Annotated in this window: 23 protein-coding genes and 1 pseudogene; 13 read left to right on the top strand and 11 right to left on the bottom strand. The window is 66.4% G+C overall.

Annotated features, from left to right (window positions below; genetic code table 11):
• Positions 1-77 precede the first annotated feature (77 nt).
• A complete protein-coding gene (locus ACNH6H_RS09810) occupies positions 78-1,688 on the top strand; it encodes a M48 family metalloprotease (RefSeq protein ID WP_418317317.1) in 1,611 nt (536 codons plus the stop codon).
• A 12-nt stretch (positions 1,689-1,700) separates the two neighbouring features.
• Here the strand turns inward: ACNH6H_RS09810 and ACNH6H_RS09805 are convergent, their stop codons facing one another.
• A complete protein-coding gene (locus ACNH6H_RS09805; protein WP_418317316.1) occupies positions 1,701-2,057 on the bottom strand; it encodes a phage holin family protein in 357 nt (118 codons plus the stop codon).
• 188 nt (positions 2,058-2,245) lie between these two features.
• Between ACNH6H_RS09805 and ACNH6H_RS09800 the strand changes: the two genes are divergently transcribed.
• Positions 2,246-4,198: a gamma-glutamyltransferase family protein gene (locus ACNH6H_RS09800; RefSeq protein ID WP_418317315.1), complete on the top strand. Its 1,953-nt coding sequence runs from the start codon at positions 2,246-2,248 to the stop codon at positions 4,196-4,198.
• Positions 4,199-4,242: 44 nt separating this feature from the next.
• On the opposite strand, the gene ACNH6H_RS09795 is transcribed toward ACNH6H_RS09800, so the two are convergent.
• Complete coding sequence (locus tag ACNH6H_RS09795) at positions 4,243-4,416, bottom strand: hypothetical protein (RefSeq protein WP_418317314.1); 174 nt, start codon at positions 4,414-4,416, stop codon at positions 4,243-4,245.
• 58 nt (positions 4,417-4,474) lie between these two features.
• Between ACNH6H_RS09795 and ACNH6H_RS09790 the strand changes: the two are divergent.
• A pseudogene (locus ACNH6H_RS09790) lies at positions 4,475-4,807 on the top strand (SWIB/MDM2 domain-containing protein); the annotation flags it as partial.
• 61 nt (positions 4,808-4,868) lie between these two features.
• Here the strand turns inward: ACNH6H_RS09790 and ACNH6H_RS09785 are convergent.
• Together ACNH6H_RS09785 and uvrA are read right to left on the bottom strand one after the other, a co-directional pair.
• Positions 4,869-5,474, bottom strand: coding sequence for a 2-hydroxychromene-2-carboxylate isomerase (locus ACNH6H_RS09785; protein ID WP_418317313.1), 606 nt, complete (start codon positions 5,472-5,474; stop codon positions 4,869-4,871).
• 38 nt (positions 5,475-5,512) lie between these two features.
• A complete protein-coding gene (gene uvrA / locus ACNH6H_RS09780; protein ID WP_418317312.1) occupies positions 5,513-8,458 on the bottom strand; it encodes an excinuclease ABC subunit UvrA in 2,946 nt (981 codons plus the stop codon).
• Positions 8,459-8,620: 162 nt separating this feature from the next.
• Between uvrA and ACNH6H_RS09775 the strand changes: the two genes are divergently transcribed.
• Positions 8,621-9,019 (top strand): Ig-like domain-containing protein, encoded by a 399-nt coding sequence (locus tag ACNH6H_RS09775; RefSeq protein WP_418317311.1) that lies wholly within the window; start codon positions 8,621-8,623, stop codon positions 9,017-9,019.
• 15 nt (positions 9,020-9,034) lie between these two features.
• Here the strand turns inward: ACNH6H_RS09775 and recQ are convergent, their stop codons facing one another.
• Positions 9,035-10,957 carry a DNA helicase RecQ gene (gene recQ, locus ACNH6H_RS09770; protein WP_418317310.1) on the bottom strand — a complete coding sequence of 641 codons (1,923 nt, stop codon included), beginning with the start codon at positions 10,955-10,957 and terminating at the stop codon, positions 9,035-9,037.
• 80 nt (positions 10,958-11,037) lie between these two features.
• Here recQ and ACNH6H_RS09765 point away from each other — a divergent pair, with 80 nt between their 5' ends.
• Positions 11,038-13,020, top strand: a complete 1,983-nt coding sequence (locus ACNH6H_RS09765; RefSeq protein ID WP_418317309.1) for a protein kinase domain-containing protein — start codon at positions 11,038-11,040, stop codon at positions 13,018-13,020.
• Between the two features lie 24 nt (positions 13,021-13,044).
• Here the strand turns inward: ACNH6H_RS09765 and ACNH6H_RS09760 are convergent, their stop codons facing one another.
• Positions 13,045-14,973: an EAL domain-containing protein gene (locus ACNH6H_RS09760; RefSeq protein WP_418317308.1), complete on the bottom strand. Its 1,929-nt coding sequence runs from the start codon at positions 14,971-14,973 to the stop codon at positions 13,045-13,047.
• A gap of 164 nt (positions 14,974-15,137) precedes the next feature.
• On the opposite strand from ACNH6H_RS09760, the gene ACNH6H_RS09755 reads away from it, so the two are divergent.
• Positions 15,138-15,536, top strand: coding sequence for a BLUF domain-containing protein (locus ACNH6H_RS09755; protein WP_418317307.1), 399 nt, complete (start codon positions 15,138-15,140; stop codon positions 15,534-15,536).
• Between the two features lie 149 nt (positions 15,537-15,685).
• On the top strand, positions 15,686-16,219 hold the full coding sequence (gene ssb, locus ACNH6H_RS09750) for a single-stranded DNA-binding protein (RefSeq protein WP_418317306.1): 534 nt from the start codon (positions 15,686-15,688) through the stop codon (positions 16,217-16,219).
• A gap of 15 nt (positions 16,220-16,234) precedes the next feature.
• Here the strand turns inward: ssb and ACNH6H_RS09745 are convergent, their stop codons facing one another.
• Genes ACNH6H_RS09745 through ACNH6H_RS09725 form a run of 5 tightly spaced genes read right to left on the bottom strand, consistent with a single transcriptional unit; the run spans position 16,235 to position 20,635 of the window.
• Positions 16,235-17,581, bottom strand: coding sequence for a c-type cytochrome (locus ACNH6H_RS09745; protein ID WP_418317305.1), 1,347 nt, complete (start codon positions 17,579-17,581; stop codon positions 16,235-16,237).
• Positions 17,578-18,336 (bottom strand): c-type cytochrome, encoded by a 759-nt coding sequence (locus ACNH6H_RS09740; protein ID WP_418317304.1) that lies wholly within the window; start codon positions 18,334-18,336, stop codon positions 17,578-17,580. Before ACNH6H_RS09740 ends, ACNH6H_RS09745 begins: the two co-directional genes overlap by 4 nt.
• Positions 18,329-18,964, bottom strand: coding sequence for an FMN-binding negative transcriptional regulator (locus ACNH6H_RS09735; RefSeq protein WP_418317303.1), 636 nt, complete (start codon positions 18,962-18,964; stop codon positions 18,329-18,331). The genes ACNH6H_RS09740 and ACNH6H_RS09735 overlap by 8 nt, the downstream gene beginning before the upstream one ends.
• Positions 18,942-20,108 (bottom strand): tRNA 2-thiouridine(34) synthase MnmA, encoded by a 1,167-nt coding sequence (mnmA, locus tag ACNH6H_RS09730; RefSeq protein ID WP_418317302.1) that lies wholly within the window; start codon positions 20,106-20,108, stop codon positions 18,942-18,944. The genes ACNH6H_RS09735 and mnmA overlap by 23 nt, the downstream gene beginning before the upstream one ends.
• Entirely contained in the window at positions 20,105-20,635 is a 531-nt protein-coding gene (locus tag ACNH6H_RS09725) for an NUDIX hydrolase (RefSeq protein ID WP_418317301.1), read from the bottom strand. The genes mnmA and ACNH6H_RS09725 overlap by 4 nt, the downstream gene beginning before the upstream one ends.
• Positions 20,636-20,768: 133 nt before the next feature.
• On the opposite strand from ACNH6H_RS09725, the gene ACNH6H_RS09720 reads away from it, so the two are divergent.
• From ACNH6H_RS09720 to ACNH6H_RS09695, 6 genes are all read left to right on the top strand, one after another.
• Entirely contained in the window at positions 20,769-21,899 is a 1,131-nt protein-coding gene (locus ACNH6H_RS09720) for a Re/Si-specific NAD(P)(+) transhydrogenase subunit alpha (protein ID WP_418317300.1), read from the top strand.
• A 21-nt stretch (positions 21,900-21,920) separates the two neighbouring features.
• Positions 21,921-22,250 (top strand): NAD(P) transhydrogenase subunit alpha, encoded by a 330-nt coding sequence (locus ACNH6H_RS09715; RefSeq protein ID WP_418317299.1) that lies wholly within the window; start codon positions 21,921-21,923, stop codon positions 22,248-22,250.
• A complete protein-coding gene (locus ACNH6H_RS09710; RefSeq protein WP_418317298.1) occupies positions 22,247-23,683 on the top strand; it encodes an NAD(P)(+) transhydrogenase (Re/Si-specific) subunit beta in 1,437 nt (478 codons plus the stop codon). Before ACNH6H_RS09715 ends, ACNH6H_RS09710 begins: the two co-directional genes overlap by 4 nt.
• A gap of 179 nt (positions 23,684-23,862) precedes the next feature.
• Positions 23,863-25,539, top strand: a complete 1,677-nt coding sequence (locus tag ACNH6H_RS09705; RefSeq protein WP_418317297.1) for a long-chain-fatty-acid--CoA ligase — start codon at positions 23,863-23,865, stop codon at positions 25,537-25,539.
• 69 nt (positions 25,540-25,608) lie between these two features.
• Complete coding sequence (locus tag ACNH6H_RS09700; RefSeq protein WP_418317296.1) at positions 25,609-26,373, top strand: 16S rRNA (uracil(1498)-N(3))-methyltransferase; 765 nt, start codon at positions 25,609-25,611, stop codon at positions 26,371-26,373.
• 79 nt (positions 26,374-26,452) lie between these two features.
• Entirely contained in the window at positions 26,453-26,875 is a 423-nt protein-coding gene (locus tag ACNH6H_RS09695) for a YidB family protein (RefSeq protein ID WP_418317295.1), read from the top strand.
• Positions 26,876-26,894 lie beyond the last annotated feature (19 nt).

Here is a 26,894-nt window from a genome sequence, read left to right as displayed (position 1 = left end):
CGACGCCGGCCCGCAACCGCAGCATGCGCGGGCCTGTTCCGCCGGCCCTTCATCCAGCCGCAAGGCTGCAGCCCTTGATGCCTTCCAGACCTCAGTCCTTGTATTCCGGCTGGCGGCGGGCCGTCGCTCTTGTATGTGCCGGTGCAGTGGCCGGCAGCGCAATCGTTGCACCGGCGCAAGCGCAGAACCAGTTGCCGGCGCTCGGTGACTCGGTATCGGCCGATTTCGAGGTCGGCTTCGAGCGCAAGATCGGCGACGAGATCATGCGCGAGATCCGGCGCGACCCCGACTACATCGACGACCCGCTGCTGTTCGACTACATGCAGTCGATCTGGCAGCCGCTGGTCACCGCCGCACGCAAACACGGTGAAATCTCCGCCGAATCCAGCCAGCGTTTCGCATGGGAGGCGTTTCTGGTCCGCGACCGCAGCGTCAACGCATTTGCATTGCCGGGCGGCTTCGTCGGCATCCACCTCGGGCTGATCGCAATGACCTCGTCGGCCGACGAACTGGCGTCGGTGCTGGCCCACGAGTTGTCGCACGTGACGCAGCGCCACATCGCACGCGGCATCGTCAACAGCAAACGGCAGTCGCTGCTCAGTGCCGCCGCGATGATCGTCGGCTTGCTGGCGGCCAGTCGCAGCAACCGCGGAGATGCGGCCAATGCGGTGATCACCGGCGGCCAGGCGGCGAGCATCCAGGGACAGCTCAATTTTTCGCGCGACATGGAGCGCGAGGCCGATCGCATCGGCTTCAGCCTGCTGACCAGTGCCGGTTTTTCATCGAGCGGCATGGCTGCGATGTTCGAGAAACTCGACCAAGGCTCGCGGCTCAACGACAGCGGCGGCTTTCCGTACCTGCGCAGCCATCCGCTGACCACCGAGCGCATCGGCGCTGCCCGCGCGCGGCTCGGCACTGCCGATGTCGCAGCGCCGGTTGGCCAGCTCGAACATGTGCTCGCGCAGGCCCGTGCCAGGGTGCTGATGGATACGCGGGTGCAGGCCTTGCAACGCCTGCAGACATCCGACCAGGATGCGGTGCCGCTGCGGCGCAACGACAGGCAGGCGATCAGCGATGCATTGTCCGCGGCGATATCGAGCGCATTTGCCTCGACCTTGTTGCGCGACTGGCCCCGTGCCGATGCCGCGCTGGCGCAGGCGGCGCGCTTGCTGCGCGCTGCAGGTGCCGAACAGGGTGGCCGCGCCGAAGCCAATCTGACGATGCTGGTCGCCGAATCGCGGCTCGAGCGCGGCGATGCGGCAGCCGCAGCGGCTGCGCTGGCGGCCCTGCCGGCGGCCCACGCCTCCCGGCGTCCGGTAGTGCTCCTGGCGGCACGGATCGCGATGCTCGGCAATGCCGCCGATCCGGCGCTGCGCCAGCAAGCCGGCCGGCTGCAGACCTGGGTCGCCGACCATCCGCAGGATGCGACCGCGTGGCTGGTGTTGTCGCAGGTCTGGAGCAGGCTCGACTTTCCGCTGCGCTCGATGCGCGCCGAAGCCGAGGGCCGTTATGCGATCGGTGACCTGACCGGTGCGATCGACCGGCTGCGTGCCGGCCAGACGCTGGCGCGCGCCGGCGGACCGGTCGACTTCATCGATGCCTCGGTGATCGATGCGCGTCTGCGCACGATCGAGGCCGAACGGCGCCTCGAAATGCTCGAGCGCGAGCAGCAACGCCGCGGCGGTTGAGCAGCGCCGGTTTCAGCCGGGCGTCGGAAAGATCCGCTCCATCGCGGCATCGATCACCATGCCGCACGCGCTGTAGATCAGCGAGCCGATCAGCGCGGCGCCAAATCCGGTGACGCTGAATCCGTCGAGCACCCGTGCGGCCAGATAGAACATCGCCGCATTGATCACGAACAGGAACAGGCCGAGCGTCAGCAGCGTCGCCGGCAGCGTCAGCAGGATCAGGATCGGCCGCAGCAGCGTGTTGAACAGACCGAGCACCAGCGCAGCAATCATCGCGCTGACAAAACTCGTCACCGCGACGCCGCTGTACAGATAGGCGACCATCAACAGCGCCGCCGCGAGCAACAGCCATCGAACAATCAGTTTCATGCCGCCAGCATAACGTGACTGCGGCGTTTCCGGCCCCTATAGTGCGCCGTCATACAGCGCCGCCGATCCGCCACCAGCCGACTCGCACCATGCCGACAACTTCTGCCGTTGATGCAAGGATTTGCTCCCGCCAGCGCTTGCCCGCCGCCATCAGGCGCTGGCGATGGCAACGGCCGCTGGTCGCGGCAATGCTCGGTCTGCTGCTGTCGGCTTGCGCGATGCCGCCCGCAGCACCGGTGGCCGACGGATCGTGCAACGCACCGGGCGCAGCCGGTGTCGTCGTCGGATCCGGTGTTGCCGGGGATCCGGCGCTGCCCGAACCGTCGTCGGGTTTCCGGCTCGGCATCCAACCTGTCGTTGCGCGCGACTACCTGGTCGTCAGCGCAAATCCATTGGCCAGCCAGGCGGGATGCGACGTGTTGCGGCGCGGCGGCACCGCGGTTGATGCAGCCGTTGCCGTGCAGGCCGTCCTCGGACTGGTCGAGCCGCAATCGTCCGGACTGGGCGGCGGTGGTTTTCTGCTGCACTTCGACGCAGCCAGCGGCCGGGTGGTCGCCTACGACGGGCGTGAACAGGCGCCGGCGGCGGCCGACGGCAACTACCTGCGACAGATCGGCAACGGCAATACGGCATACCCGCTGCCGACACCGCCGGGTGCCAGCGACCCGCGTGTGATCTTCTCCGGCGTGCGTGCCAGCGGCCGCTCGATCGGCACGCCGGGCATCGTGCGCATGCTCGAGCTGGCGCATCGCGACAACGGCAAACTGCCGTGGCGCGAGCTGTTCGCCGATGCCGGCCGGCTGGCGACCGACGGTTTCAGGATCAGCGGTCGGCTCGCCGATGCCATCGCCGCAAGCCGAGCCAACCTGCTTGCCGATGCCGAAGCGACCGCTTATTTCTATGGCCCTTCGCCCGATCACGCAGCGAAGCCGCTCGGCACGCTGATGAAGAACCCGGCCTATCGAGAAACGCTGCGCGCGATCGCCGATGGCGGCGCCGATGCGCTGCACCGCGGGCCGATCGCCCGTGCCATCGTCGACAAGATCGGTGCAACCGTCGGCAGCGGACCAAACGCAGTTGCGCTGACTCCGGGACTGACGACATTGGCCGATCTTGCGAACTACCGGGCGATCAGACGCGAGCCGGTCTGCAGCAGCTACCGCAAGCATTGGGTCTGTGGCATGCCGCCGCCGTCGTCGGGCGGCATTGCGGTGGCGCAGATCCTCGGCATCCTGGAAAACCATCGATTGGCCGAATACCCACCGCAGTCGATCGATGCCAATGGTGGCAAGCCGGCGCCGATGGCAGTGCACCTGATCAGCGAGGCACAACGCCTGGCCTATGCCGACCGCGCACGTTATGTCGCCGATACCGATTTCGTGCCATTGCCCGGCGGCAGTCCGGCTGCACTTCTCGACAAGGACTATCTGCGCGAGCGGGCCAGGCTGATCCGTCCAGACCGCAGCATCGGCGTCGCGCCTGCCGGGAAGTTTGCCGGCTGGACCGCCCAAGGCCGCAGCGATGCCGAAGGCGTCGGCACCACCCATGTCAGCATCGTCGACCGCTACGGCAATGCCGTCGCATTGACCAGCAGCATCGAAGGTTCGATGGGCTCGTACCGGATGACCAACGGCTTCCTGCTGAACAACGAGCTGACCGACTTCTCGATCGCGCCTTCCGATGCCGACGGCCCGATCGCCAACCGTGTCGGTCCTGGCAAGCGGCCGCGCAGTTCGATGGCGCCGACGCTGGTATTCGCAAAGGCGGCCGACGGTTCGCGCGGCCCGCTGGTGATGGCGACCGGATCACCCGGGGGCGCCAGCATCATCCAGTTCGTCAGCAAGACATTGATCGGTGTGCTCGACTGGGGGCTCGATGCGCAGCAGGCGACCGCGATGGTCAATTTCGGCAGCAGCAATACCGCAACGACAACGCTCGGTGGCGAGCATCCGAATGTCGATGCGGCCGCCAGTGGCGCCAATGACAGCCTGGTCAAGGGACTGCGTGCGCTCGGACATCAGGTCAGCGTCGCTGCGCAGTCGAGCGGCACCGCCACCATCGTTCGCGGCACTGCTGGTCAATCGAAGGCGCTCGTCGGCGGCGTTGATCCGCGCCGCGAAGGCCTGGCGCTCGGCGATTGATGCATCCGTCGATGCGCATCGACGCGAGTCTTTGCAGCAAGCGTTCAGCCGATCGGCAGGCGCAAATCGTCGCGATGCACGCGCGAATGATGCAAGGCGGCGACAAATCGACGATTGATGTTGCACATTGTTCGTTTCTCCTCTGAAAACGGCTTCTCAATACCCCAGGTGCGCAGTACCATTCGCGTCGCGCGGTGCGAGAGAGAAAGAGCGTTCACGCGATGCTCACCCCGCCCGGGCACATCAACAACTTTGTGATGGAGAAAATTTCAGATGGCAACTGCGAAAAAGGCCGCTCCGGCCACCAAGGCGGCACCGGTCAAGGCGGCTGCTGCCAAGAAGGCCGCTCCGGCGAAGAAGCGCACCCCGAATGCGGCGTTCATGAAGGAAATGAAGCCGAGTCCGCAGCTGGCTGCGGTGATCGGCTCGAAGCCGATGCCGCGGACCGAGGTGACGAAGAAGATCTGGGAGTACATCAAGGCCAACAAGCTGCAGGACCCCCAGAAGAAGACGATGATCAACGCCGACGCGAAGCTCAAGGAGATCTTCAAGAAGCCGCAGGTCTCGATGTTCGAGATGACCAAGCTGGTCAACGCCCACCTCAGCTGATCCGGGCGTTTGTTGAACAAGGGCCGGTGCATTTGCACCGGCCTTTTTTCTTGTTGACCGTCTATCGGCTGCCGGGCAGCTTGCGCTCGACGAAATCGAGCCGATCCTGGCCCCAGAACAACTCCCCATCGATCACGAAGCTCGGCGCGCCGAAGATGCCGGTGTCGATCGCTTGCTGCGTATTCGCGTCGTAGGTCTGCTGCACCTGCGCGGATTTCGATTCTTCGATGCGTGATGCCGGCAGGTTTTCGGCGGCGAGCAGTTCGCCAAGCGTTGCGACGTCGGCGATGTTGCGTTGCTCTTCCCACACCGCGCGCGTGACCGCGCGGGCAAGCCGCAGCGCGGCTTCGGTGCCATCGGCCGCATCAACCGCGATCAGCAGCCGCGCCGCATCATCCCCGGCGACCGGAAAAAACGCCGGCTCGATGTGCATCGGCAGCCCCAGCGCTTCGGAGAAGCGCCGCAGTTCGAGCAGCCGGTAGGCGCGGCGCTGCGGTGCACGCTGGCCGAGCGGCAGGCCGCCCGATACCGTGAACACCTTGCCGAGGTCGAACGGCAGCAAGCGCACTTGCGCGCCAGCCTTGCTGGCGATCTGCATCAATCGCTGGTGGCCGAGGTAGACGAATGGTGATTGCGGCACCATGTAGTAATCGATGCGGGTCGGCATGGCGAAACTCCTGAGTCGAGAAATGCGTTGCAGTGTAGTCAGCCGGCCGCCGATGCGCTGGCTGTCGCAGCAATCGCGAGCGGCTCGAGCATCGTCTTCAGATACTGGCCGGTAAAACTGGCCGGATTCGCCGCCACCTGTTCGGGTGTTCCCTGGGCCACCACGGTGCCGCCACCGGATCCACCTTCCGGTCCCATGTCGATCAGCCAGTCGGCGGTCTTGATGACGTCGAGGTTGTGCTCGATCACGACGATCGTATTGCCCGCGTCGCGCAACTGGTGCAGCACCTTCAGCAGCAGGTCGATGTCGGCGAAATGCAGGCCGGTCGTCGGCTCGTCGAGGATGTACAGCGTGCGGCCGGTATCGCGCTTGCTCAGTTCGAGCGCCAGCTTGACGCGTTGCGCCTCGCCGCCTGACAGCGTCGTCGCACTCTGGCCGAGGTGGATATAACCGAGGCCGACATCGAGCAGCGTCTGCAGCTTGCGGGCGATCGCCGGCACCGCACTGAAATAGGCGTGGGCATCCTCGACCGTCATCGCCAGCACCTCGGTGATGTTCTTGCCCTTGTACTGCACTTCCAGCGTCTCGCGGTTGTAGCGTTTGCCGTGGCAGACGTCGCAAGGCACATAGACATCGGGCAGGAAGTGCATCTCGACCTTCAGCACGCCGTCACCCTGGCAGGCCTCGCAGCGGCCGCCGGCGACGTTGAAGCTGAAGCGGCCGGGCCCGTAGCCGCGTTCGCGAGCGGTATTCATTTCGGCGAACAGCTCGCGGATCGGCGTGAACAACCCGGTATAGGTCGCCGGATTGCTGCGCGGCGTGCGGCCGATCGGGCTCTGGTCGACGTTGATCACCTTGTCGAAGGCGTCGAGACCGTCGATGCTGTCGTGCGGCTGCGCCTCGAGGTGGCTGTTGTAGAGCTTGCGTGCGACCGCCGCATACAGCGTGTCGTTGACCAGCGTGCTCTTGCCGGAGCCGGAGACACCGGTGACGCAAGTCAGCATGCCCACCGGCAGGTTGACGCTGACCCCTTGCAGGTTGTTGCCGCGCGCATTGTGGATCTTCAGCATCGCCTCTGGATCGGGGGTGCGGCGCTGCCCCGGCACCTCGATCCGCAGCTTGCGCGCCAGATAGCGGCCGGTCAGCGATTGCGGATTCGCTGCCACATCGTCGGCGCTGCCCTGCGCCATCACCCGGCCGCCGTGAATGCCGGCGCCCGGTCCCATGTCGATCACATGGTCGGCGGCGCGGATCGCATCCTCGTCGTGTTCGACGACGAGCACGCTGTTGCCGAGGTCGCGCAGATGGCGCAGCGTCGCAATCAGCCGGTCGTTGTCGCGCTGGTGCAGGCCGATGCTCGGTTCGTCGAGCACATACATCACGCCGGTCAGCCCAGAGCCGATCTGCGATGCCAGCCGGATGCGCTGCGCTTCACCGCCGGACAGCGTATCGGCGCTGCGATCCAGGCTCAGGTAGTTCAGGCCGACATCGTTCAGAAAGCGCAGCCGCGAGCGGATTTCGCGGATCACCTTGTCGGCGATCTCGGCCTTCGCGCCTTTCAGCTTCAGGTCCTCGAAATAGCTGAGGCACTGTCGCAGCGTGAAATGCTCGACGCGGAAAATCGGCTCGCCTTGCCGGCCTTCTGTATTGTCGGTCTCCGATTGCAGGAAAACATGGCGCGCCTCGGTGCGCAGGCGGGTGCCGTCGCAGGCCGGGCAGGGTTTCGCGCTTTGGTAACGGGCCAGGTCTTCGCGCACCGCTGACGAGTCGGTCTCCTTGAAGCGGCGCGTCAGGTTCGGCAGGATGCCTTCGAACGGATGCTTGCGCTTGACGCTGCGCGAGCGGCCCTTCGCGCCTTCCGTTTCATAGACGAACTCAATCTCGTCGTCGCCGGAGCCGAACAGCAGCACCTGGCGCGCCTGTTCCGGCAACTGCTCGAATGGCAGATCGATGTCGAAACCGTAATGCCGCGAGACGCTTTCGAGCATCGAGAACGTATAGCCGTTGCGCCTGTCCCAGCCCTTGACGGCGCCGCTGGCCAGGCTCAGCGTCGGAAACGCGACCACCCGCTCCGGATCGAATACCGTGACGCTGCCGAGGCCGTCGCAGCTGGTGCAGGCGCCGACCGGTGAATTGAACGAGAACAGCCGCGGCTCGAGTTCGCTCAGCGAATAGCCGCAGATCGGGCAGGCGAACTTGCTGGAGAACAGGTGCTCGGCCTCGTTGTCCATCTCGAGCGCGAGCGCGCGGCCGTCGGCAATCCGCAATGCAGCCTCGAAACTCTCGGCCAGACGCTGCTGCAGGCCGGCCGCCGGATCGTGGCTGATCTTCACGCGGTCGATCACGACGTCGATATCGTGTTTCTCGGTCTTCTTCAGTTTCGGCAGATCGCTCGATTCGAAGGTCTTGCCGTCGACGCGAAAACGCACATAACCCTGGCCGAGCATGTCGGCGAACAGTTCGCCGAATTCGCCCTTGCGATCGCGCACCACGGGCGCCAGCACCATCAGCCGGGTATCGGCCGGCAGCGCCAGCGTCGTGTCGACCATCTGGCTGACGCTTTGTGCCTCGAGCGCGACCGCATGCTCGGGGCAGAACGGCGTGCCGGCGCGTGCATAAAGCAGCCGGATGTAGTCATGGATTTCGGTGATCGTGCCGACCGTCGAGCGCGGGTTGTGGCTGGTCGCCTTCTGCTCGATGCTGATCGCCGGGCTCAGGCCCTCGATGACATCGACATCGGGCTTGTCCATCAGCTGCAGGAACTGCCGCGCATAGGCCGACAGGCTCTCGACATAACGCCGCTGGCCTTCCGCATACAGCGTGTCGAAGGCCAGGCTCGACTTGCCCGAGCCGCTCAGGCCGGTGATCACGACCAGCTGGTTGCGCGGGATGTCGAGGTCGATATTTTTCAGGTTGTGCGTACGGGCGCCGCGGATGCGGATCGTATCGGCCTCGATCGAGGCTTCAGGCACGGTGTCCGACATCTTGCTGGCGGGGCTCCTGATCTGGGGGGAAATGCTGGGCATGTGGCGGGATACGGGCAACCGGACATGATAACGATGCAGCGCAATCCGGCCGGGTCCGCCTGGTCGATGCCCCCGGATCGACACCGCGGGGCGTGCAAGCCTATGATTTCCGCCATGCCCATGCGTTGGATCCGATACCGGTCGAAAGCGGTTGCCGCGATGCTGGCTGCGGCCCTGGTCGGCTGCGGCGGCGGTGTCACGATCGGTTTCGGCAGCGGTGACTTCTTCGACGACGGGCCGCCATCGGTCAGCATGGTCGCGTCGTCCGGCACGGTGGCGCCCGGGCAGAGTGTGTTGTTGACAGCGGCTGCGGCCGACGCCAACGGCATCGATGTCGTCGCGTTCTACAGGCTCGACCCGGGCGTGCAGTTTCCGCTCGGCACGATCGCCCGGCCGCCGTACCAGCTGAGCATCACCGCGCCGGCCGACGGGCGAAGTGTGCTGCGGGTCTTCGCACGGGCGATCGACAATGTCGGCAACCGCGCCGACAGCACGGTGGTCGAGATCGCGATTCGCTGAACGCGTGACCGCAGCTCAGGCGGCGTGCAACGCGCGCAGGATCTGTTCGCCGTAGGCGTCGAGCTTCTTCGCGCCGACCCCATTGATCCGGCCGAGTTCGTCGAGGCTGCCCGGCATCTGCCGGGCCATCTCGGCGAGCGCCGCATCGTGAAAGACGATGTAGGCCGGCAGGTTGTGCTCCCGGGCCACTTCGGCGCGCCACGCCTTCAGCGCATTGAAGCGTTCGGTCGCCTCGGCGTCGAGCGGCACCGGCGGCGCCTTCGCGACCGCGCCGCCGCGGCCGCTGCTGCTGCGGCGCCTGCTGCCACGCTCGGTCGTCTTGGTCGGCACCCGCAGCAGCAGTTGCACCTGGTCGCGCAGCACTTCGCGCGCGCTGGCGGTCAGTTCCAGCGTGTTGTAGTCGCCCTCGGTGCGCAGGTGGCCGAGCGCGATCAGCTGCCGCAGCACGCTGCGCCACTGCGATTCGCTGAGGTCGGCGCCGATGCCGAAGGTCGACAGCTGCTGGTGGTTGTGCTGATTGACCTTGTCGGTCACCTTGCCGCGCAGCACGTCGATCAGGTGTCCGGCACCGAAGCGCTGGCCGCCATGCTGGTGGAAGCGGTAGATGCAGCTCAGCGCCTTGCGCGCCGCTTCCGTTGCATCCCAGGTCGCCGGCGGATTGGCGCAGTTGTCGCAGGCATGCTGATGGTCAGCGCACGGCTGGCTCGCCTCGCCGAAATAGGCAAGCAGCCGAACCCGCCGGCAGTCGTGGGCTTCGGCGAGCGCCAGCAGCGCATCGAGCTTGCCGCGCTGCACCTGCTTGAATTCGTCGCCGGCCGGGCTGTCGTCGATCATCCGCCGCTGGTTCACGACATCGGCGAGGCCATAGGCCATCCAGGCATCGGCAGGCAAGCCGTCGCGGCCGGCGCGGCCGGTTTCCTGGTAATAGGCCTCGATATTCTTCGGCAGGTCGAGGTGGGCGACGAAACGCACGTCCGGCTTGTCGATGCCCATGCCGAAGGCGATCGTCGCAACCATCACGATGCCGTCCTCGCGCAAGAAACGGTTCTGGTGATGGCGGCGCACCGCCGCATCGAGGCCGGCGTGGTAGGGCAGCGCATCGATGCCTTCGGTTTCCAGCCAGGCGGCGGTCTCATCGACCTTCTTGCGCGACTGGCAATAGACGATGCCGGCATCGCCCTCGTGTTCGTCGTTGATGAAGCGCAGCAGCTGGGCGCGCGCATTGTCCTTCTCGACGATGCCGTAGCGGATATTCGGCCGGTCGAAGCTGCTGATGAAGATCCGCGCATCCTGCAGCTGCAGCCGCTCGACGATGTCGGCGCGGGTCAGATCGTCGGCGGTCGCGGTCAGCGCGATCCGCGGCACACCCGGATAGCGCCGGTGCAGCACGTCGAGGCCGAGATAGTCCTCGCGGAAATCATGTCCCCATTGACTGACGCAGTGCGCCTCGTCGATCGCGAACATGCCGAGCAGGCCGCGTTCGTGCAACGAATCGAGCTGGGCCAGGAACCGCGGCGTCGCCAGCCGCTCCGGCGCTGCATAAACAAGCACCAGCCGACCGCTCATCATCTCGCGTTCGATGCGCTGGGCCTCGTCGATGCTGAGCGACGAATTGAGGAAGGCGGCATGCACGCCGGCCTCCTCGAGCGCACCAACCTGGTCGTGCATCAGCGCGATCAGCGGGCTGACGACGACACAAAGACCTTGTTCGCGGCGGTGCCGGGCAATCGCCGGTATCTGGTAACACAGGCTCTTGCCGCCACCGGTGGGCATCAGCACCAGCGCATCGGCGCCGTTGCTGACATGTTCGATGATTTCCGCCTGCGCGCCGCGGAACTGGTCATAGCCGAAAACTTCGTGCAGGATGGCATTGCACAATGACCGGGTGCCTGCGCTGGCGGAGGGATAAAGGATGGGGTCGTTGACGGGCATGGGCATTCGGGCGAGCCTTGGATGGTAAGCCACCGCTTCCGGGAGCCTTGCTGCCGTTCGGGGCTGCCGCCGATAGCCACCATACGATGAACAAGCCCGCAGATCGCGCCGCCGACGATGCCACCGTGATCCGGCCGGCCGGCGTGGTGACGATGCAGCCCGGAACCGGCCCGGTGGTCGGCAATGCGCTGCCGCTCGGTACGCTGCTCGGCGAATACGAGCTGACCGGGGTGATCGGCGAAGGCGGCTTCGGCATCGTCTATCTGGCGACGGACCGCGCGCTCGAGCGTGTCGTCGCGATCAAGGAATATATGCCGGCCGACCTGGCCGAGCGCGACGCGCGCCAGCAGCTCGCCTGCCTGTCGGCCGACGACGAACCGCTGTTCCGGCGCGGCCTGCTCAGCTTCATCACCGAGGCAAAGATCCTCGCGCGCTTCGACCACCCGTCGCTGCTGAAGGTTTACCGTTTCTGGGAGGCCAATGGCACCGCCTACATGGTGATGCCGTTCTACGAAGGCCCGACGCTGCACGACGAACTGCGCCGACTGCGCGGCCCGGCCGATGAAGCCTGGCTGCGCCGCCTGCTCGATCCGCTGACGCATGCGCTGGCGGTGATCCACGATGCCGACATCTACCACCGCGACATCGCGCCCGACAACATCGTGCTGCTCGAAGGCAGCGGCCGGCCGGTGCTGCTCGATTTCGGCGCGGCGAGAAAGGTCATCAACGATGCGTCGCAGAAGGCGCCGACCGCCATCGTCAAGCCCGGCTATGCGCCGATCGAGCAATATTCGGACATCGATCTGAAGCAGGGGCCGTGGTCTGACGTCTATGCGCTGGCGGCGGTGCTGCACCTCGCGATCACCGGTGAAAAGCCGCCGGCGGCGATCGCCCGGCTCGCCGGCGACGCCTGCGTGCCGCTGGTCAGCCGCGCCGCCGGTCACTACAGCACACGTTTTCTGGCCGCCATCGACCGCGCATTGATCGTCCGGCCCGACGAGCGGACGCCCGACATGGCGGCATTGCGCGCCGACCTCGGTCTGCCCCCACTGCAGCGCGACGGCGCCGGCAGGCTGGTCGTTGCCGAGCAGCCCGCCGGAGTACGCATGGCGCGCCCGGACGATGCCGGCGAGCAGACCGTGCAACGGCCTGAGCCGAGCCAGGCGCGCCAGGCAGCGCCGCCAGTGCCGCCAATGCCGCCAATGCCGCCAGTGGAGGCCGCAGCGCCGGCAACAACGGACGCCGTGCGCCCTGACTCGCGCCGTCTCGGCTGGATGCTCGGTGCGGTCGGTTCCGCAGCTGCGGCGCTGCTGCTCGGCGGTTTCTGGTGGGCCTGGACATCGACCGCTGTGCCGCCGTCGCGGCCGGCACCGGCAACGGCCGCTCCGACGGTGGCAGCCTCACCGCCAGCGCTGCCGGCTTTGCCGCCAACGCGATCCGCGCCGCCTGACACAAGGCCTGCCGGCAGCGCGATCACGACCGCACCGGTCGCAACGCCGTCTTCGGCATTGCCGCCATTCGACGTCGCTGATCAGTTCGAGCGCATCCAGGCGCAAAGTGCGCCGGGGCGCTGGGTTGCGCTGCAACTGAAGTCGCGTGGCGTCTTCGGCATTGCCAGCCAGGACCTGCTGGCGATGGACATCACGTCGAGCGACGACGGTTACCTGTATGTGCTGGCGCACACACCGGACGGCGTGCTGCTGCAGTATTTTCCCAATGCGCTGAGTCCGGACAATTTCATCCGCAAGCGGACCGTGCAGGCGGTGCCGCGCACGGTGACGGACCCGGCCAGCAAACAGGTCCACGCCGGGCTGGTGCTGACCGATCCGCCGGGACGCGGCAATCTGCTGGTGCTGGTGTCACGCCATCCACGCGATTTCAGCCTGCTCGGTACGCGGCGCGAGGCGATCTATCCGCGTTATCCGACCGGCCCGGAAGCTGCGCTGCTCGATCTGCAACTCGGCGGGGCTGGTCGGCCGCTCTACCTCGGCCAGCCGCGTTGTCCGCCGCGGCAGCCTTGCCTCGACGAATTCTGGGCGACCGCCGCCAGTTTCGACATCGTGCCGTGAGCCGGCGGGTCGTCCGAGCCTTCGTCAGGCCGCGGCCTTCGACTCCCACAAGGTCATCAGCGGCATCGGCGCGCTGTTGCCGCCGACCGCACGCTGAGCTTTCGCCCGCACCGTTTCATGCGCGCGCAGCCAGTCGACCAGTTCCGGTCCCGGTAGCGGCCGGCTCAGCAGATACCCCTGGATTTCGTCGCAGCCCAGACCGCGCAGGAAATCGGCCTGGGCCTGCGTCTCGACGCCTTCGGCGACCACGCTCATGCGCATGCTGTGGCCCATCGCGATGACGGCGCGGGCGATCGCGGCATCGTCGGCATCGTCGGGCAGTGCACTGATGAAGGATCGGTCGATCTTCAGCGTGTCGATGTTGAAGCGCTTCAGGTAGGCCAGCGACGAATGGCCGGTGCCGAAATCGTCGATCGCCAGCCGCACGCCGATGCGGGCGAAATTGGCGAACATGTTGCGGTTGGCCTCGTTGTCTTCCATCAGCAGCGTTTCGGTCAGTTCGATCTCGAGTCGACCCGGTTCGATCTCGTGCTCGCGCAACGTATCCTCGATCAGCTTGATGAGGTGCTGGTGCCTGAACTGGCGTGCCGACATGTTGACCGCCATCCGCAGCGGCGGCAGGCCGAGCCGGTCCCAGCGTGCCATCTCCGCACAGGCTGCGCGGATCACCCAGGCGCCGACCGGCACGATCATGCCGGTCTCTTCGAGCACGGTGATGAAGCGGTCGGGCCGGATCATGCCCTTCATCGGACAGTTCCAGCGCAGCAGCGCCTCGACGCCGGTCACCTTGCCGCTGTGCAGGTCGACCTTCGGCTGGTAGTGGAGCAGAAATTCCTTGCGCTCGACGGCATGGCGCAGGCTGCCTTCGAATGACAGCCTTGTGGCCACCGCCTCGTTGAGGTCGTCGCTGTAGAAGGTGAAGATGCCGCGGCCGAGCGATTTCGAGCGGTACATCGCCATGTCGGTATGGCGGATCAACCCGTCGAGGTCGACGTCGTCGGTCGGGTACAGCGAGATGCCGACCGAGGCGCCGATCACGATTTCCTCCTCGCCGCAGACGAAGGGTATGGCCAGCGCCTCGAGCAGGCGCTGCGCGACCAGACCGGCCCGTTCGGCATTGCCGACCGCTTCGGCAATCACCGTGAACTCGTCGCCGCCGAGGCGCGACAGAGTCGACAACTGGTCGTCGCCGCCGCAGCGCAGGACCGAGTCGACGGTGCGCAGGCAGTGCTTCAGCTGGTTGGCCACATGCACCAGCAACTGGTCGCCGACCTCGTGGCCGAGGCTGTCGTTGACGATCTTGAAGCGATCCAGATCGAGGAACATCAGCGCCATCGGCTCGCCGCTGCGTTTCGCGCGCGCCATCGCCTGCGACAGGCGGTCGCGGAACAGGGCGCGGTTGGCCAGACCGGTCAGGCTGTCGAAATTTGCCAGCTGGTGCAGTTGCGAGTTCGCGCGGGACGGCTCGGCGGCAACCGGCAGCAGGTGCAGCAGGCGCTGCGCGGTGCCGTCGTGCAGCATCGGCGTGACCTTGACCTTGACCCGCTGCCAGACATCGGTGCCGCCTTTCAGCAGCGACTCGCCGGGCAGGGTCTCCGGTTGGCCGGCGGCGCTCTGCGAATTGCCGGTCTTCAGGAATTGCAGCATGTTGCGGCCGACAACCGCCGCAGCTGGCCGTCCGCACAGGCGCGCCGCTGGCGGATTGCAGGCGAGCACGGTGCCGTTGCGGCTGCACAGCAGCAAGGCCTCGCCGGCATGTTCGAACAGTTGCTCGAAGCGATGATCACAGGTCGGTCCGACCGCCTCGATCGGCTGTTTGCGCTGGCGCAAGCGCCCCGGCAACAACGCGCGCAGGCGGCTCGGCCAGCCATCACGCCCGACGGCACTCGTCTTGTCGGCTGCTTTGGCCATCGGAAAACTTTCGTCGAGGTTGTCGCGCCCGTTGCGCGCCATCGTGGTTGCCGCACGATCCCGTCTTGATCGCGCCCTGACGTCTTATCGGCGCGACCGGGACCGGCTTGAACGGGCCGGTCGCCGCTTCGCTAAAATGTCTGCTTGTACGAAATATCTGCTGATCGGCGGTTCGCCGTCCTCGCTGCAGCGTGGCAGCCGCGACCGTGAATTCCTGTCTTCTCTATATCAGCGCGCTGGCGCCGGACGTCGGCGCCGAGGTTGTGGCGCCGATCACCCGCTCGGCCCGCCGCAACAACCTGCGCGACGGCGTCACCGGTTTGCTGGTCTTCGATGGCGCCTTGTTCCTTCAATGGGTTGAGGGCCCGACTCCTGCGATCGAGGCCTTGCTCGGCCGCCTGCGTGCCGACCGGCGACACGGCAAACTCGATATCCTGATGTTGCAGACCTGGGACGCGGCGCCGCTGTTCCCGGACTGGCAACTCGCATTCCACGTGGTCGACCCGCAACTGCAGGCGTTGTGCGGCTTTTCCGGGCTCGAAGGGACGGCTGCGCTGCAGCGGCTGCGCTCGCTGTTGCCCAGCCTCGATCTGGAGCCGCACTGACGGCGATCCGGCGGCCCCCCTCATCGGTGCGATGGATGGGACTGACCTTCGCCGCATAATTCCGGCTCGGCCCTCGTGTGTTGCCCGGCAGGGTGGCCGCACCGGCCCCGAGATTCCGATTTCCGCCCAAATACCAAAGGAGCCGCGCCATGGCCTCGATCAACAAAGTCATCCTCATCGGCAACCTGGGTCGCGACCCGGAAGTCCGCTATACCGCCAACGGCAATGCCGTGTGCAACATCAGCGTCGCGACGACGCGCAACTGGAAGGACAAATCCAGCGGCGACAAGGTCGAGGAGACCGAATGGCACCGCGTCGTCTTCTACGACCGGCTGGCCGAGATCGCCGGTGAATACCTGAAGAAGGGTCGGCCGGTTTATGTCGAAGGCCGGCTGAAGACGCGCAAGTGGCAGGACAAGGAAGGCAAGGACAACTACACCACCGAGGTGATCGCCGAAAACATGCAGCTGCTCGGCGGCCGCGAGGGCGGCGGTGGCGGTGACGACGGCGGCTCCTACTCGCGTGGCGGTGGCCGTGGCGGTTCCGGTGACGATGACCATCGCGGCGAGCCGCAGCAGCGCAGCGCGCCATCGGCACGCCCGGCGCCGAGCCGGCCGCAGGCGAAGTCCGGGGGCGGCTCGTCGACCGGTTTCGACGACATGGACGACGACATCCCGTTCTGACGCCCAAGGCGTTGCCTACTGCGCTGCGCCCTCCAGCCAGCGCTGCACATCGCGCGGCGTCACCGCCGCGGCCTGGTTGCCCCAGGCGCCGCGGATGAAGCTGGCCAGCGCCGCGATATCGGCCTGGCTTAGTTCGATGCCGTAGGGCGGCATGCCGAACGGCCGCGGATTGCCGGCGGTGGTCGGCCCGAAGCCGCCCTGCACGATCACCTGCACCGGATTGACGGCCGGCTCGAGCAGCACCGCGCGGTTGCCGGCCAGCGCCGGATAGGCGCCCGCCACCCCTTCGCCGTTGTCGCCGTGGCAGTCGGAACAATGCTCGGCGTACAAGTCGGCGCCGCGGCGCCGCAGGCCGAGCGCCGCAGCCGAGGGGGCCGATGCCTCGTCGGCTGGTGCGGCGACGGTCGCGGGGGCAGCGGCCGGTGCCATCGTCCGCAGATAAACCGCCATCGCGGCCGCGTCGGCGGGCCGCAGATGGCGGGTGCTGTTGAACACGACCTCGGCCATCGGGCCCTGCACGCTGCCGCGCTCCGACCGGCCGTGCATCAACAGCTCGACCACCTGCTGCTCGGTCCAGTCGCCGACGCCGGCTTCGCGGTTGTCGAACAGCGACGGCGCATACCAATGCTCGCCCGGCATCAGGCCACCGTCGGCGCGCAAGGCGTCGTTGCTGCCGCCGAGTGCATTGCGTTTGCCATGACAGGCGCTGCAATGGGCAAGGCCGTTGACCAGATAGGCACCGCGCTGCCAAGACGCGCGTACGGCCGCGTCGTTGATCGACGCCGGTGGCTGCGGCAATGCGCTCGGGCCACGGAAAAACAGCAGCCGCCAGCTGGCCAACGCCAGCTGCGTGTCATACGGAAAACGCAACTCGTGGCCCCGGTTCGGCTGCCGCACCGGCTGCAGGCTCAGCAGATAGGCGTGCAGGGCATCGCTGTCTTCGCGGCTCAGCAGGCTGGTATTCGGATACGGAAAGGCCGGATACAGCAGTCTGCCGTCGCGCGAGCGGCCGTCGTGCATCGCGCGCCAGAAGGCCTGCCTCGACCAGGCACCGATGCCGGTCTCGACGTCCGGCGTCAGATTCGATGCGTAGATCTTTCCGAACGGTGTTGCAATTGCACGGCCTCCTGCATAGGCAGCGCCGCCGACTTCGGTGTGGCAGCCCTGGCAATTGCCGATCTGCGCCAGATAGCGGCCGCGCTCGATCTGCGCCGCATCGGTGGCCGGATCGGCAGCACCGGGATCGGGCTCGCCGATCGTCTGCCAGAGCGCAGCAGCAACGAACAGCAGCACCGCGCCGACGAGCGTGCCTCCGCCGATCGCCAGCAGGCGCCACAGCTTGATGCCTGCGGACCGCTTCATTGCCGCACCCCATCCGGCAGCTGCGCCGCCGTGCTGCCGCAGTCGATCGGCAGCCCCGTTGGCAAACCGTCGGCCGAAGCCAGCGGTTTGTAGCGCGCCGGCACCGGCTGCGCCGCCAGCCAGCGCGAGACCGCCGCAATATCGGCCGCCGTCAGCCGCCGGGTGATTGCCGCCATGCAATCCGGCTCGGCGGCGCGCCGGCTGCCACTGCGCCAGGCGCCGAGCTGGCCATTCAGATAGTCGACCGGCAGGCCGAGCAGCCCGGGGATCGCCGGTGCAACGCCGCCGAGCTGCTCGCCGTGGCAGGCGGTGCAGGCCGGAATCTGGCGCGCCGCATCGCCGTCCTCGACCAGTTGCCGACCGGCCGCGAGTTGCTGCGGCGGCGTATCGTGCGCGACGACCAGGCCCGGATAAGGCAGGTCGAGCGCGGCGAAATGCTCGGCGATCTGCGCCAGATAGTGGTCGTCGAGGTTGCCGAGCAGCCGCTGCATCGGCTGGTAACGGCGTCGGCCATCGCGGAAATGCTGCAGCTGCTGCAACAGATAGCCGGCCGGTTTTCCGGCAATGCGCGGGTAGTAGCCGTCCGGCGCGCTGCGGCCCTGCGCGCCATGGCAGCCGGTGCACGCGAGCACCCGCTGCGCCATCGAATCCTCGAACGGCGCAGCGCTTGCGGCTGGCGCAAACTGCAGACACAGCAATCCGGCTGCGGCAGCCAGCAGACGCCGCAGCAATGTCGGCAGCGCCGGCTCAGCCACCCGGATCGGCGACCTGGCTGGCCATTGCCCTTGCATCATCGCCGGGTCGGCCGAGCAGCCCGTCGACGACGCCGGCGCGGTCGGCGGCAGAGCGGTTCTGGCTGACCTTCCATTTGCCGACCAGCTGCTCGATCGGCAACTCGATGCCGACGATCGCGCCGAGCATATGGTCGACGAAGATCTCCGGCGCATCGTCGACCGCCCAGGGCTGCGGCAGCGACACCTCGTGCCGATCGGTCAGCCGCTGCACCAGCGTGCGCAGCCAGCCCTTGTCGTCGATGCAGCGCAGCCGGCCGCGCGCCTGCACGATGCAGTAGTTCCAGGTCGGCACGACCTTGCCGTGTTCGGCCTTTGCCGGATACCAGTTCGGCGACACATAGGCCTGCGGCCCCTGGAAGACGACCAGCACCTCGGGACTGTCCTGCACCTGCTGCCACAGCGGATTGGCACGCGCGACATGGCCGCGCAGGCAGCCGAATTCGCCGCCGTCGGCATCGTGGAGCAGCGGCAGCGGATTGGCGGCGAGGCCGTCGGGCCCGTGGTGGATCAGCAGCGCGAGCGGATGGTCGACCATCAGCCGGTGCAGCACCTCGGGGCGTCGTTCCTCAAAATGTCTGGGCTGATACATCGTCGGTCCTCCGCTCGCTGATCGCGGCATCGATCACGGCGCCGCCCAGGCAGATTTCACCATCGTAGACGACCGCCGACTGGCCCGGCGTGACCGCCCATTGCGGCTGCTCGAATTCGAGCTCGAAGCCGCTGCCGTCGGCAAGACCGGCATAACGGCAGGCGGCATCTTCCTGGCGGTAACGCGTCTTCGCCGCAAGCAGGGCGCCGCTGCCACGCTTCGCCGGCGCACTGCCGGCGACCCAGCTGACGTCGGTCGCGCGCAGGCGATGCGACAGCAGCCACGGGTGATCGTGCCCCTGCACGACGTAGAGCCGGTTGTGCTCGATGTCCTTGCGCGCGACAAACCATGGCGCATGCTCGCTGCCGCCGCGGCGCGCACCGGCTTCGCGCAGCCCGCCGATGCCGATGCCCTTGCGCTGGCCGAGCGTATAAAAACTCAGGCCGACGTGTTCGCCGATCTGCCGGCCGCGGTCGTCGAGAATCGGCCCCGGCTGGTTCGCGAGATAACGGTTCAGGAATTCTCGGAACGGCCGTTCGCCGATGAAGCAGATGCCGGTCGAATCCTTTTTCGCGGCATTCGGCAGACCGATCTCGGCAGCGATCCGCCGGACCTCGGTTTTCGGCAGCTCACCGACCGGAAACAGGCTGCGTGCCAGCTGATCCTGGCGCAGCCGGTGCAGGAAATAGCTCTGGTCCTTGCTCCGGTCGAGGCCCTTCAGCAACTGGAACTCGACGCATTGCGGGTCGTGCCGGACCCGCGCGTAATGGCCGGTCGCGATGCGGTCGGCGCCGAGCCGCATCGCATGGTCGAGAAAGGCCTTGAACTTGATCTCCGCATTGCACAACACGTCGGGATTCGGCGTCCGGCCGGCCTGGTACTCGCGCAGGAACTCGGCGAAGACGCGGTCCTTGTAGTCGGCCGCAAAATTGACGTGCTCGATCTCGATGCCGAGCACGTCGGCGACTGCGGCGGCGTCGACGAAGTCGATGTTCGACGAGCAGTATTCGTTGTCGTCGTCGTCTTCCCAGTTCTTCATGAAGATGCCGACCACCTCGTGGCCTTGCTGCTTCAGCAGATGCGCGCTGACGGCCGAATCGACCCCTCCGGACAGGCCGACGACGATGCGATGCAATGCGCTCATGACGGCGCCTTGATCTCGGGTGAATGAATGCTGGCGTCGACGTTCAGCAGATCGAGCGGGTAGCGCCGGCCTGCCGCATGGTCCTCGATGCAGCGCAGCACCAGCGCGCTGCGATGCCGGCTGCGGCTGGCGCGCACCTCGTCGAGGCTCATCCACAAGGTGCGCACGATGCCGACGTCGAGCGCCCGCTGCGGATCCGGCTCGCCGACGCTGCCGGCATAGGCGAAGCGCAGATAGGTCACATCGTCGACGACCCGTGGCTCGCTGCCGTCGCGCGCCATGCGCTGGAAACGCGACATGTACAGGCCGACCAGATACTCCGGGGCAAAGTCGCGCGCCGTCTCCTCCAGCGCCTCGCGGACGACGCCTTGCACCGGCGACTCTGCCGGGTCGAGGTGGCCGGCCGGGTTGTTCAGCATCAGCCCTTCGGGCGTATCTTCCTCGACCAGCAGGTAGCGGGTCTGGCCGTCGATCTGGCTCGCAACGATCGCGGCGACGGTGACGCTCGGCTTCCAGCGGGTTTCCATCAGTCGAGTCTAGCTCGGCCGCGTTTTCGGCTGCCGGCCAGGGGTCTCGGGTTGCGCCGATGACGCCGGTCAAGTGCGCATTGTGTAAGCTGCTGCAAAATCACCCAAAATCCAAGCGCCGGAGGAGGCCCTAATGCAGATCGGAGTTCCGCGAGAAACCGCGGCTGGGGAAACGCGCGTAGCAGCCACGCCAGAGACCGTCAAGAAGCTGAAGGGCCAGGGGCGAACGGTGATCGTCGAGTCGGGCGCCGGCATCAGCGCCAGCGTCACCGACGCAGCCTACAGCGCCGCCGGTGCAGAGATCGTCGACCGCGCCGCTGCGCTGGGCGCCGAGATCGTGCTGAAGGTGCGCGCGCCGGATGCCGACGAGTTGGGGATGATGAAAAGCGGCGCGGCACTGATCGGCATGCTCAACCCCTTCGATGCCGAGGGCCTGCAGCGGCTGGCGTCCGCCGGGTTGACCAGCTTTGCGCTCGAGGCGGCGCCGCGGACCAGCCGTGCACAGAGCATGGATGTGTTGTCGAGCCAGGCCAACATCGCCGGCTACAAGGCGGTGATGATCGCTGCCGACAAATACCAGCGTTTCTTTCCGATGCTGATGACGGCGGCCGGCACCGTGAAGGCCGCGCGCGTCGTGATCCTCGGTGTCGGCGTTGCCGGCCTGCAGGCGATCGCGACCGCCAAGCGGCTTGGCGCGGTGATCGAGGCCAGCGACGTTCGGCCGAGCGTGAAGGAGCAGGTCGAATCGCTCGGTGCGAAGTTCATCGAGGTGCCTTATGAAACCGCCGAGGAGAAGGAGGCCGCCGAAGGCGTCGGTGGTTATGCCCGGCCGATGCCGCAGAGCTGGCTCGATCGGCAGAAGGTCGAGGTCGCGAAACGGATCGCCGCGGCCGACGTCGTGATCAGCACCGCGCTGATCCCGGGGCGCGCCGCACCGGTGCTGATCACCGAGGAGATGGTCAAGGCGATGAAACCGGGTTCGGTGATCGTCGACATTGCCGCCGGCAAGGGCGCCGACGGCATCGGCGGCAACTGCCCGTTGAGCGAGGCCGACAAGACGGTGATCAAGCACAACATCACGATCGTCGGCGAAACCAACCTGCCGGCGCTGGTCGCGGCCGATTCCAGCGCGCTGTATGCGCGCAACCTGCTCGACTTCCTGAAGCTGGTGATCGACAAGGACGGCAAGTTCCTGGTCAACATGGAAGACGACATCGTTGCCGCCTGCCTGATGACGCAGGCCGGTGAAGTCAAGCGCAAATAAGCAGAACCGACAGGAACTCCCATGGACTTCGTTTCCCCCACGATCACCAACCTGATCATCTTCGTGCTGGCGATCTATGTCGGCTACCACGTCGTCTGGACCGTCACGCCGGCGCTGCATACGCCGCTGATGGCGGTCACCAATGCGATCTCGGCGATCGTCATCGTCGGTGCGATGCTGGCGGCGGCGCTGACCGAAACCCTGCTCGGCCAGAGCATGGGTCTGCTGGCGGTGGCATTGGCCGCGGTCAACGTCTTCGGCGGCTTCCTGGTGACCAGGCGCATGCTCGAGATGTTCAAGAAAAAGGAACGCAAGGCGGCTGCACCGGCGGCTGAAGGGGCGGCCAAATGAGCCTGAACCTCGTCACGCTGCTCTACCTGGTCGCCAGCATCTGCTTCATCCAGGCGCTGAAGGGCCTGAGCCATCCGACCACCTCGATCCGCGGCAACATCTTCGGCATGGTCGGCATGGCGATCGCCGTGCTGACCACCGCCGCGCTGATCGTCGAGTTGTCCGGCCTCGCCGGCCAGCCGAGCGCGAACGGCATGGTGCTGGTCTTCATCGGCCTGCTGGTCGGCGGCAGCATCGGCACGATCATGGCCAAACGCGTCGAGATGACGAAGATGCCGGAATTGGTCGCGTTCATGCACAGCATGATCGGCCTGGCTGCGGTCTTCATCGCGATCGCCGCGGTCGCTGAACCGTATGCCTTCGGCATCGTTGCCAAGGGCGACCTGATCCCGACCGGCAACCGGCTCGAGTTGTTCCTCGGTGCGGCGATCGGTGCGATCACCTTCAGCGGTTCGGTGATCGCCTTCGGCAAGCTTTCCGGCAAATACAAGTTCCGGCTGTTCCAGGGCGCGCCGGTGCAGTTCACCGGGCAGCACAAGCTGAACCTCGTGCTCGGCCTGGCGATGGTCGGTCTCGGACTGGTCTTCACGTTCACCGAGAACTGGGCCGCGTTCTACGCGATGCTGGCACTGGCCTTCGTGATGGGCGTGCTGATCATCATCCCGATCGGTGGCGCCGACATGCCGGTGGTCGTGTCGATGCTGAACAGCTATTCGGGCTGGGCCGCCGCGGGCATCGGCTTCAGCCTGAACAACGCGATGCTGATCGTTGCCGGCTCGCTGGTGGGATCTTCGGGTGCGATCCTCAGCTACATCATGTGCAAGGCGATGAACCGCTCGTTCTTCAACGTGATCCTCGGCGGCTTCGGCGGCGAGACGGCAACCGCCGGCGCTGGCGGCGGCGAGGCACGGTCGGTCAAGAGCGGCAGCGCCGACGATGCGGCCTACATGTTGTCGAACGCCGAGACGGTGATCATCGTTCCGGGTTACGGCCTCGCGGTGGCGCGGGCGCAGCATGCGGTGATGGAGCTGGCCGAGAAGCTGACCCACATGGGCGTCAACGTCAAATATGCGATCCACCCGGTAGCCGGCCGCATGCCGGGCCACATGAACGTGCTGCTCGCCGAGGCCGAGGTACCGTACGACCAGGTGTTCGAGATGGAAGACATCAACGGCGAATTTGCACAGGCCGATGTCGCGATCATCCTCGGCGCCAACGACGTCGTGAACCCGGCTGCGCTGACCAAGGGAAGCCCAATCTACGGCATGCCGATCCTCGAGGCCTACAAGGCGAAGACGGTGATCGTCAACAAGCGCTCGATGGCGGCGGGTTATGCCGGCCTCGACAACGAACTGTTCTACATGGACAAGACGATGATGGTGTTCGGCGACGCGAAGAAGGTCGTCGAGGACATGGTGAAGGCGGTCGAGTAGGTACCGGGCAGCGGCCGGCGCGGATCGCGGCGGCCGTCATCTGAACTTCGCAACGCGCGTTCGGAAGGTCTTCTTCCGGCGCGCGTTGCCATTTCCAAAGGCGGATTTGTCGCTATCGAATCCCCCAATGGCCGGCCCATGGTCATCGGTCAGAATCGCTGCACGATTCGGAGCAGACAATGGAAAAGACCTGGCTGAAGCATTATCCGCAAGGCGTTCCTGCCGAGATCGATGTCGCGCAATATGCCTCGCTGACGGCGCTGATCGAGGAAAGCTTCAGCAAATACGCCGATCTGCCTGCCTACAAGTTCATGGGCTGCAGTTTCAGCTTCCGACAGGTCGACGAAGCCTCGCGCGCGCTGGCCGCCTGGCTGCAGCAGCAGGGTCTGGCGAAGGGCGACCGGGTCGCATTGATGATGCCGAACCTGCCGCAATATCCGGTTGCGATTGCCGCGGTGCTGCGCGCCGGGCTGGTCGTCGTCAATGTCAATCCGCTGTATACGCCGCGTGAACTCGAGCACCAGCTGAAGGACTCGGGCGCGAAGCTGATCATCATCGTCGAGAATTTTGCGTCGGTTCTGCAGAAGGTGATCGCCGCGGTGCCGACCAGGAAGGTCGTCGTGACCGGGCTCGGCGACATGCTCGGATTTCCGAAAAGCACGATCGTCAACTATGTCGTGCGCAACGTGAAGAAGATGGTCCCGGCCTACGAGCTGCCCGGGGCGGTCGGCTGGCGCGAGGTGATCGCGCAGGGCAGCGGCAAGACGTTTACCGCCGTCCCATCGGGCGCGGACGACATCGCGGTGCTGCAATATACCGGCGGCACCACCGGCGTCAGCAAGGGCGCGGTGCTGCTGCACCGCAACCTGGTTGCCAATGTGCTGCAGAGCGAAGCCTGGTACCAGCCGGCATTGAAACTGATACCGGCCGGTGAGCAGATCGTCACCGTCTGCGCTTTGCCCGTCTATCACATCTTCGGCTTCACCGCGAACCTGATGTTGAGCATGCGGATGGGCGGCTGCAACCTGCTGATCGCCAATCCGCGCGACCTGCCGGCGCTGTTCAAGGTGCTGGCGAAGGAGCGTTTCCACAGCTTTCCGGCGGTCAATACGCTGTTCCAGGCGATGGTCAACCATCCCGATTTCGGCAGCGTCGACTGGAGCCATCTGAAGATCTCGATCGGTGGCGGCATGTCGGTCCTCAGTGCGACGGCAAAGGCCTGGCTCGAGAAAACCGGCTGCCCGATCATCGAAGGCTACGGCCTGTCCGAGACCTCGCCATCGGCGACCTGCAACCCGGTCGACAGCACCACCTACAGCGGCAATATTGGTCTGCCGATGCCCAATACCGAGCTGAAACTGCTCGACGACGATGGCAACGAGGTGGGTGACGGTGCGGCCGGAGAAATCGCGATCCGCGGTCCGCAGGTGATGGCCGGTTATTGGCAGCGGCCCGATGAAACCGCGAAGGTGATGACCGCCGATGGCTTCTTCCGCACCGGCGACATCGGCACCGTCGACGAGCGTGGCTATTTCAGAATTGTCGACCGCAAGAAGGACATGATCCTGGTCAGCGGTTTCAACGTCTACCCGAACGAGGTCGAGGAAGTGGTCAGCCAGATGCCCGGCGTGCTCGAATGCGCAGCGGTCGGCGTGGCCGATGCAAAGGCCGGCGAGGCGGTCAAGCTGGTGATCGTCAGGCGCGATGCGAATCTCAGCGAAGCCGACGTCAAGGCGTATTGCGAAACCAACCTGACCGGCTACAAGCGGCCGAAGCTGATCGAATTCCGCAGCGAACTGCCGAAGACGCCGGTCGGCAAGATCCTGCGCCGCGAACTGCGCGACAAGGCGGCCTGAGCGTTCGCCGCTGCCGCGGCGCCGCGGCCCGCGCGGCACAATCAGCGGGGTCCGCATCAGCCGTCCCCCATGCCTGCCCGTTTCCACGTCGATCTGCCATTGTTCCCTGGCCAGTCGTTGCCGCTGCCGCCATCGGCTGCCCGCCATCTGCAGGTGTTGCGGATGCAACCCGGCGACCCGTTGCAAGTGTTCGATGGCAGCGGACATGAATGGGCCGCGCAGGTCGTCGCAATGGGCCGCAGCACGGTCGAGGTGAAGATCTTGGCGGCGCACGAGCCGCTGCCGGAACTGCCTTGCGCAGTGACGCTCGCGGTCGGCATGCCGGCCAATGAACGGATGGATGCGCTGGTCGAGAAGGCGACCGAACTCGGCGTCGCCGCGATCCAGCCATTGATCTGTGAACGCTCGGTGCTGCGTCTGAACGGCGAGCGGGCCGACAGGAAGCGCGCCCATTGGCAGGCGGTTGCGGTGTCGGCCAGTGAACAAAGCGGCCGCGCGACGGTGCCGCTGATCGCACCGATCCGCAGCCTGCCGGCGTGGCTGGCCGGCCTTGCCACAACGGGTGAACAGCGCGCGCCGGCCGCCGGCTATCGTGGCCTGCTGAGCCTGCGCAGCGATGCACGGCCGCTCGGCCGTTGGCTCAATGCCGCGTCACCGTTGCCGCAGCGGCTGCTGTTTCTGAACGGCCCGGAAGGCGGCCTGAGCGACGCGGAAGAAAACCTTGCCCGGGACAGCGGCTTCGATGCCGTCGGCCTCGGGCCGCGCGTACTGCGCGCCGATACCGCGCCGCTGGCCGCGCTGGCGTGGATCGGCCTGCTTGCCGACGCGGCGTGAACGACCGACGGCGCTGCTGCGGCTTTGGCCGCTCGGCCGGGATGGTTCAGAATGGACCGTTCCACTTCGGGAGAGCACGATGGGAATACTTGATTCGGTCACCGGCGCGCTGGGTGGTGGCTTGCAGGGCGGCGGCAGCGGTGGCGTCGGCAAGGCGGCGCTGATCCAGATGGTCTTGCAGATGCTCGGCAACGACAGTTCGACTGGCGGTGGCCTGTCCGGGCTGATCAGCAAATTCCAGAGCAGCGGGCTCGGCGATATCGTCAATTCGTGGATATCGAACGGGCCGAACAAGGCGATTTCGCCGGACCAGTTGCAGAGCGTTCTCGGCTCCGACCTGATCGGCCAGGTCGCGGCCAAGCTCGGCATCTCGCCACAGACCGCGAGTGCGGAACTGGCCGAATCGCTGCCGGAAGTCGTCGACCAGATGACGCCGAACGGGCAGGTGCCCGAAGGTGGCGGTTTCGGCGAGATCGGCTCGCTGCTCGGCCGTTTCGGCTGATCTGCTGTCGGTCCGCGGC

The sequence above is a fragment of the Pseudideonella sakaiensis genome (assembly GCF_048320135.1).
Taxonomy (GTDB): Bacteria; Pseudomonadota; Gammaproteobacteria; order Burkholderiales; family Burkholderiaceae_C; genus Ideonella_A; species Ideonella_A sakaiensis_A.
This window is presented reverse-complemented; position numbering and strand designations above follow the sequence as displayed.

Coding starts and splice junctions, on each gene's coding strand:
- ACNH6H_RS09810 (WP_418317317.1), top strand. CDS start 78: ATGCCTTCCAGACCTCAGTCCTTGTATTCCGGCTGGCGGCGGGCCGTC.
- ACNH6H_RS09805 (WP_418317316.1), bottom strand. CDS start 2,057: ATGAAACTGATTGTTCGATGGCTGTTGCTCGCGGCGGCGCTGTTGATG.
- ACNH6H_RS09800 (WP_418317315.1), top strand. CDS start 2,246: ATGCTCGGTCTGCTGCTGTCGGCTTGCGCGATGCCGCCCGCAGCACCG.
- ACNH6H_RS09785 (WP_418317313.1), bottom strand. CDS start 5,474: ATGCCGACCCGCATCGATTACTACATGGTGCCGCAATCACCATTCGTC.
- uvrA (WP_418317312.1), bottom strand. CDS start 8,458: ATGTCGGACACCGTGCCTGAAGCCTCGATCGAGGCCGATACGATCCGC.
- ACNH6H_RS09775 (WP_418317311.1), top strand. CDS start 8,621: ATGCGTTGGATCCGATACCGGTCGAAAGCGGTTGCCGCGATGCTGGCT.
- recQ (WP_418317310.1), bottom strand. CDS start 10,957: ATGCCCATGCCCGTCAACGACCCCATCCTTTATCCCTCCGCCAGCGCA.
- ACNH6H_RS09765 (WP_418317309.1), top strand. CDS start 11,038: ATGAACAAGCCCGCAGATCGCGCCGCCGACGATGCCACCGTGATCCGG.
- ACNH6H_RS09760 (WP_418317308.1), bottom strand. CDS start 14,973: ATGGCGCGCAACGGGCGCGACAACCTCGACGAAAGTTTTCCGATGGCC.
- ssb (WP_418317306.1), top strand. CDS start 15,686: ATGGCCTCGATCAACAAAGTCATCCTCATCGGCAACCTGGGTCGCGAC.
- ACNH6H_RS09745 (WP_418317305.1), bottom strand. CDS start 17,581: ATGAAGCGGTCCGCAGGCATCAAGCTGTGGCGCCTGCTGGCGATCGGC.
- ACNH6H_RS09735 (WP_418317303.1), bottom strand. CDS start 18,964: ATGTATCAGCCCAGACATTTTGAGGAACGACGCCCCGAGGTGCTGCAC.
- mnmA (WP_418317302.1), bottom strand. CDS start 20,108: ATGAGCGCATTGCATCGCATCGTCGTCGGCCTGTCCGGAGGGGTCGAT.
- ACNH6H_RS09725 (WP_418317301.1), bottom strand. CDS start 20,635: ATGGAAACCCGCTGGAAGCCGAGCGTCACCGTCGCCGCGATCGTTGCG.
- ACNH6H_RS09720 (WP_418317300.1), top strand. CDS start 20,769: ATGCAGATCGGAGTTCCGCGAGAAACCGCGGCTGGGGAAACGCGCGTA.
- ACNH6H_RS09715 (WP_418317299.1), top strand. CDS start 21,921: ATGGACTTCGTTTCCCCCACGATCACCAACCTGATCATCTTCGTGCTG.
- ACNH6H_RS09710 (WP_418317298.1), top strand. CDS start 22,247: ATGAGCCTGAACCTCGTCACGCTGCTCTACCTGGTCGCCAGCATCTGC.
- ACNH6H_RS09705 (WP_418317297.1), top strand. CDS start 23,863: ATGGAAAAGACCTGGCTGAAGCATTATCCGCAAGGCGTTCCTGCCGAG.
- ACNH6H_RS09700 (WP_418317296.1), top strand. CDS start 25,609: ATGCCTGCCCGTTTCCACGTCGATCTGCCATTGTTCCCTGGCCAGTCG.
- ACNH6H_RS09695 (WP_418317295.1), top strand. CDS start 26,453: ATGGGAATACTTGATTCGGTCACCGGCGCGCTGGGTGGTGGCTTGCAG.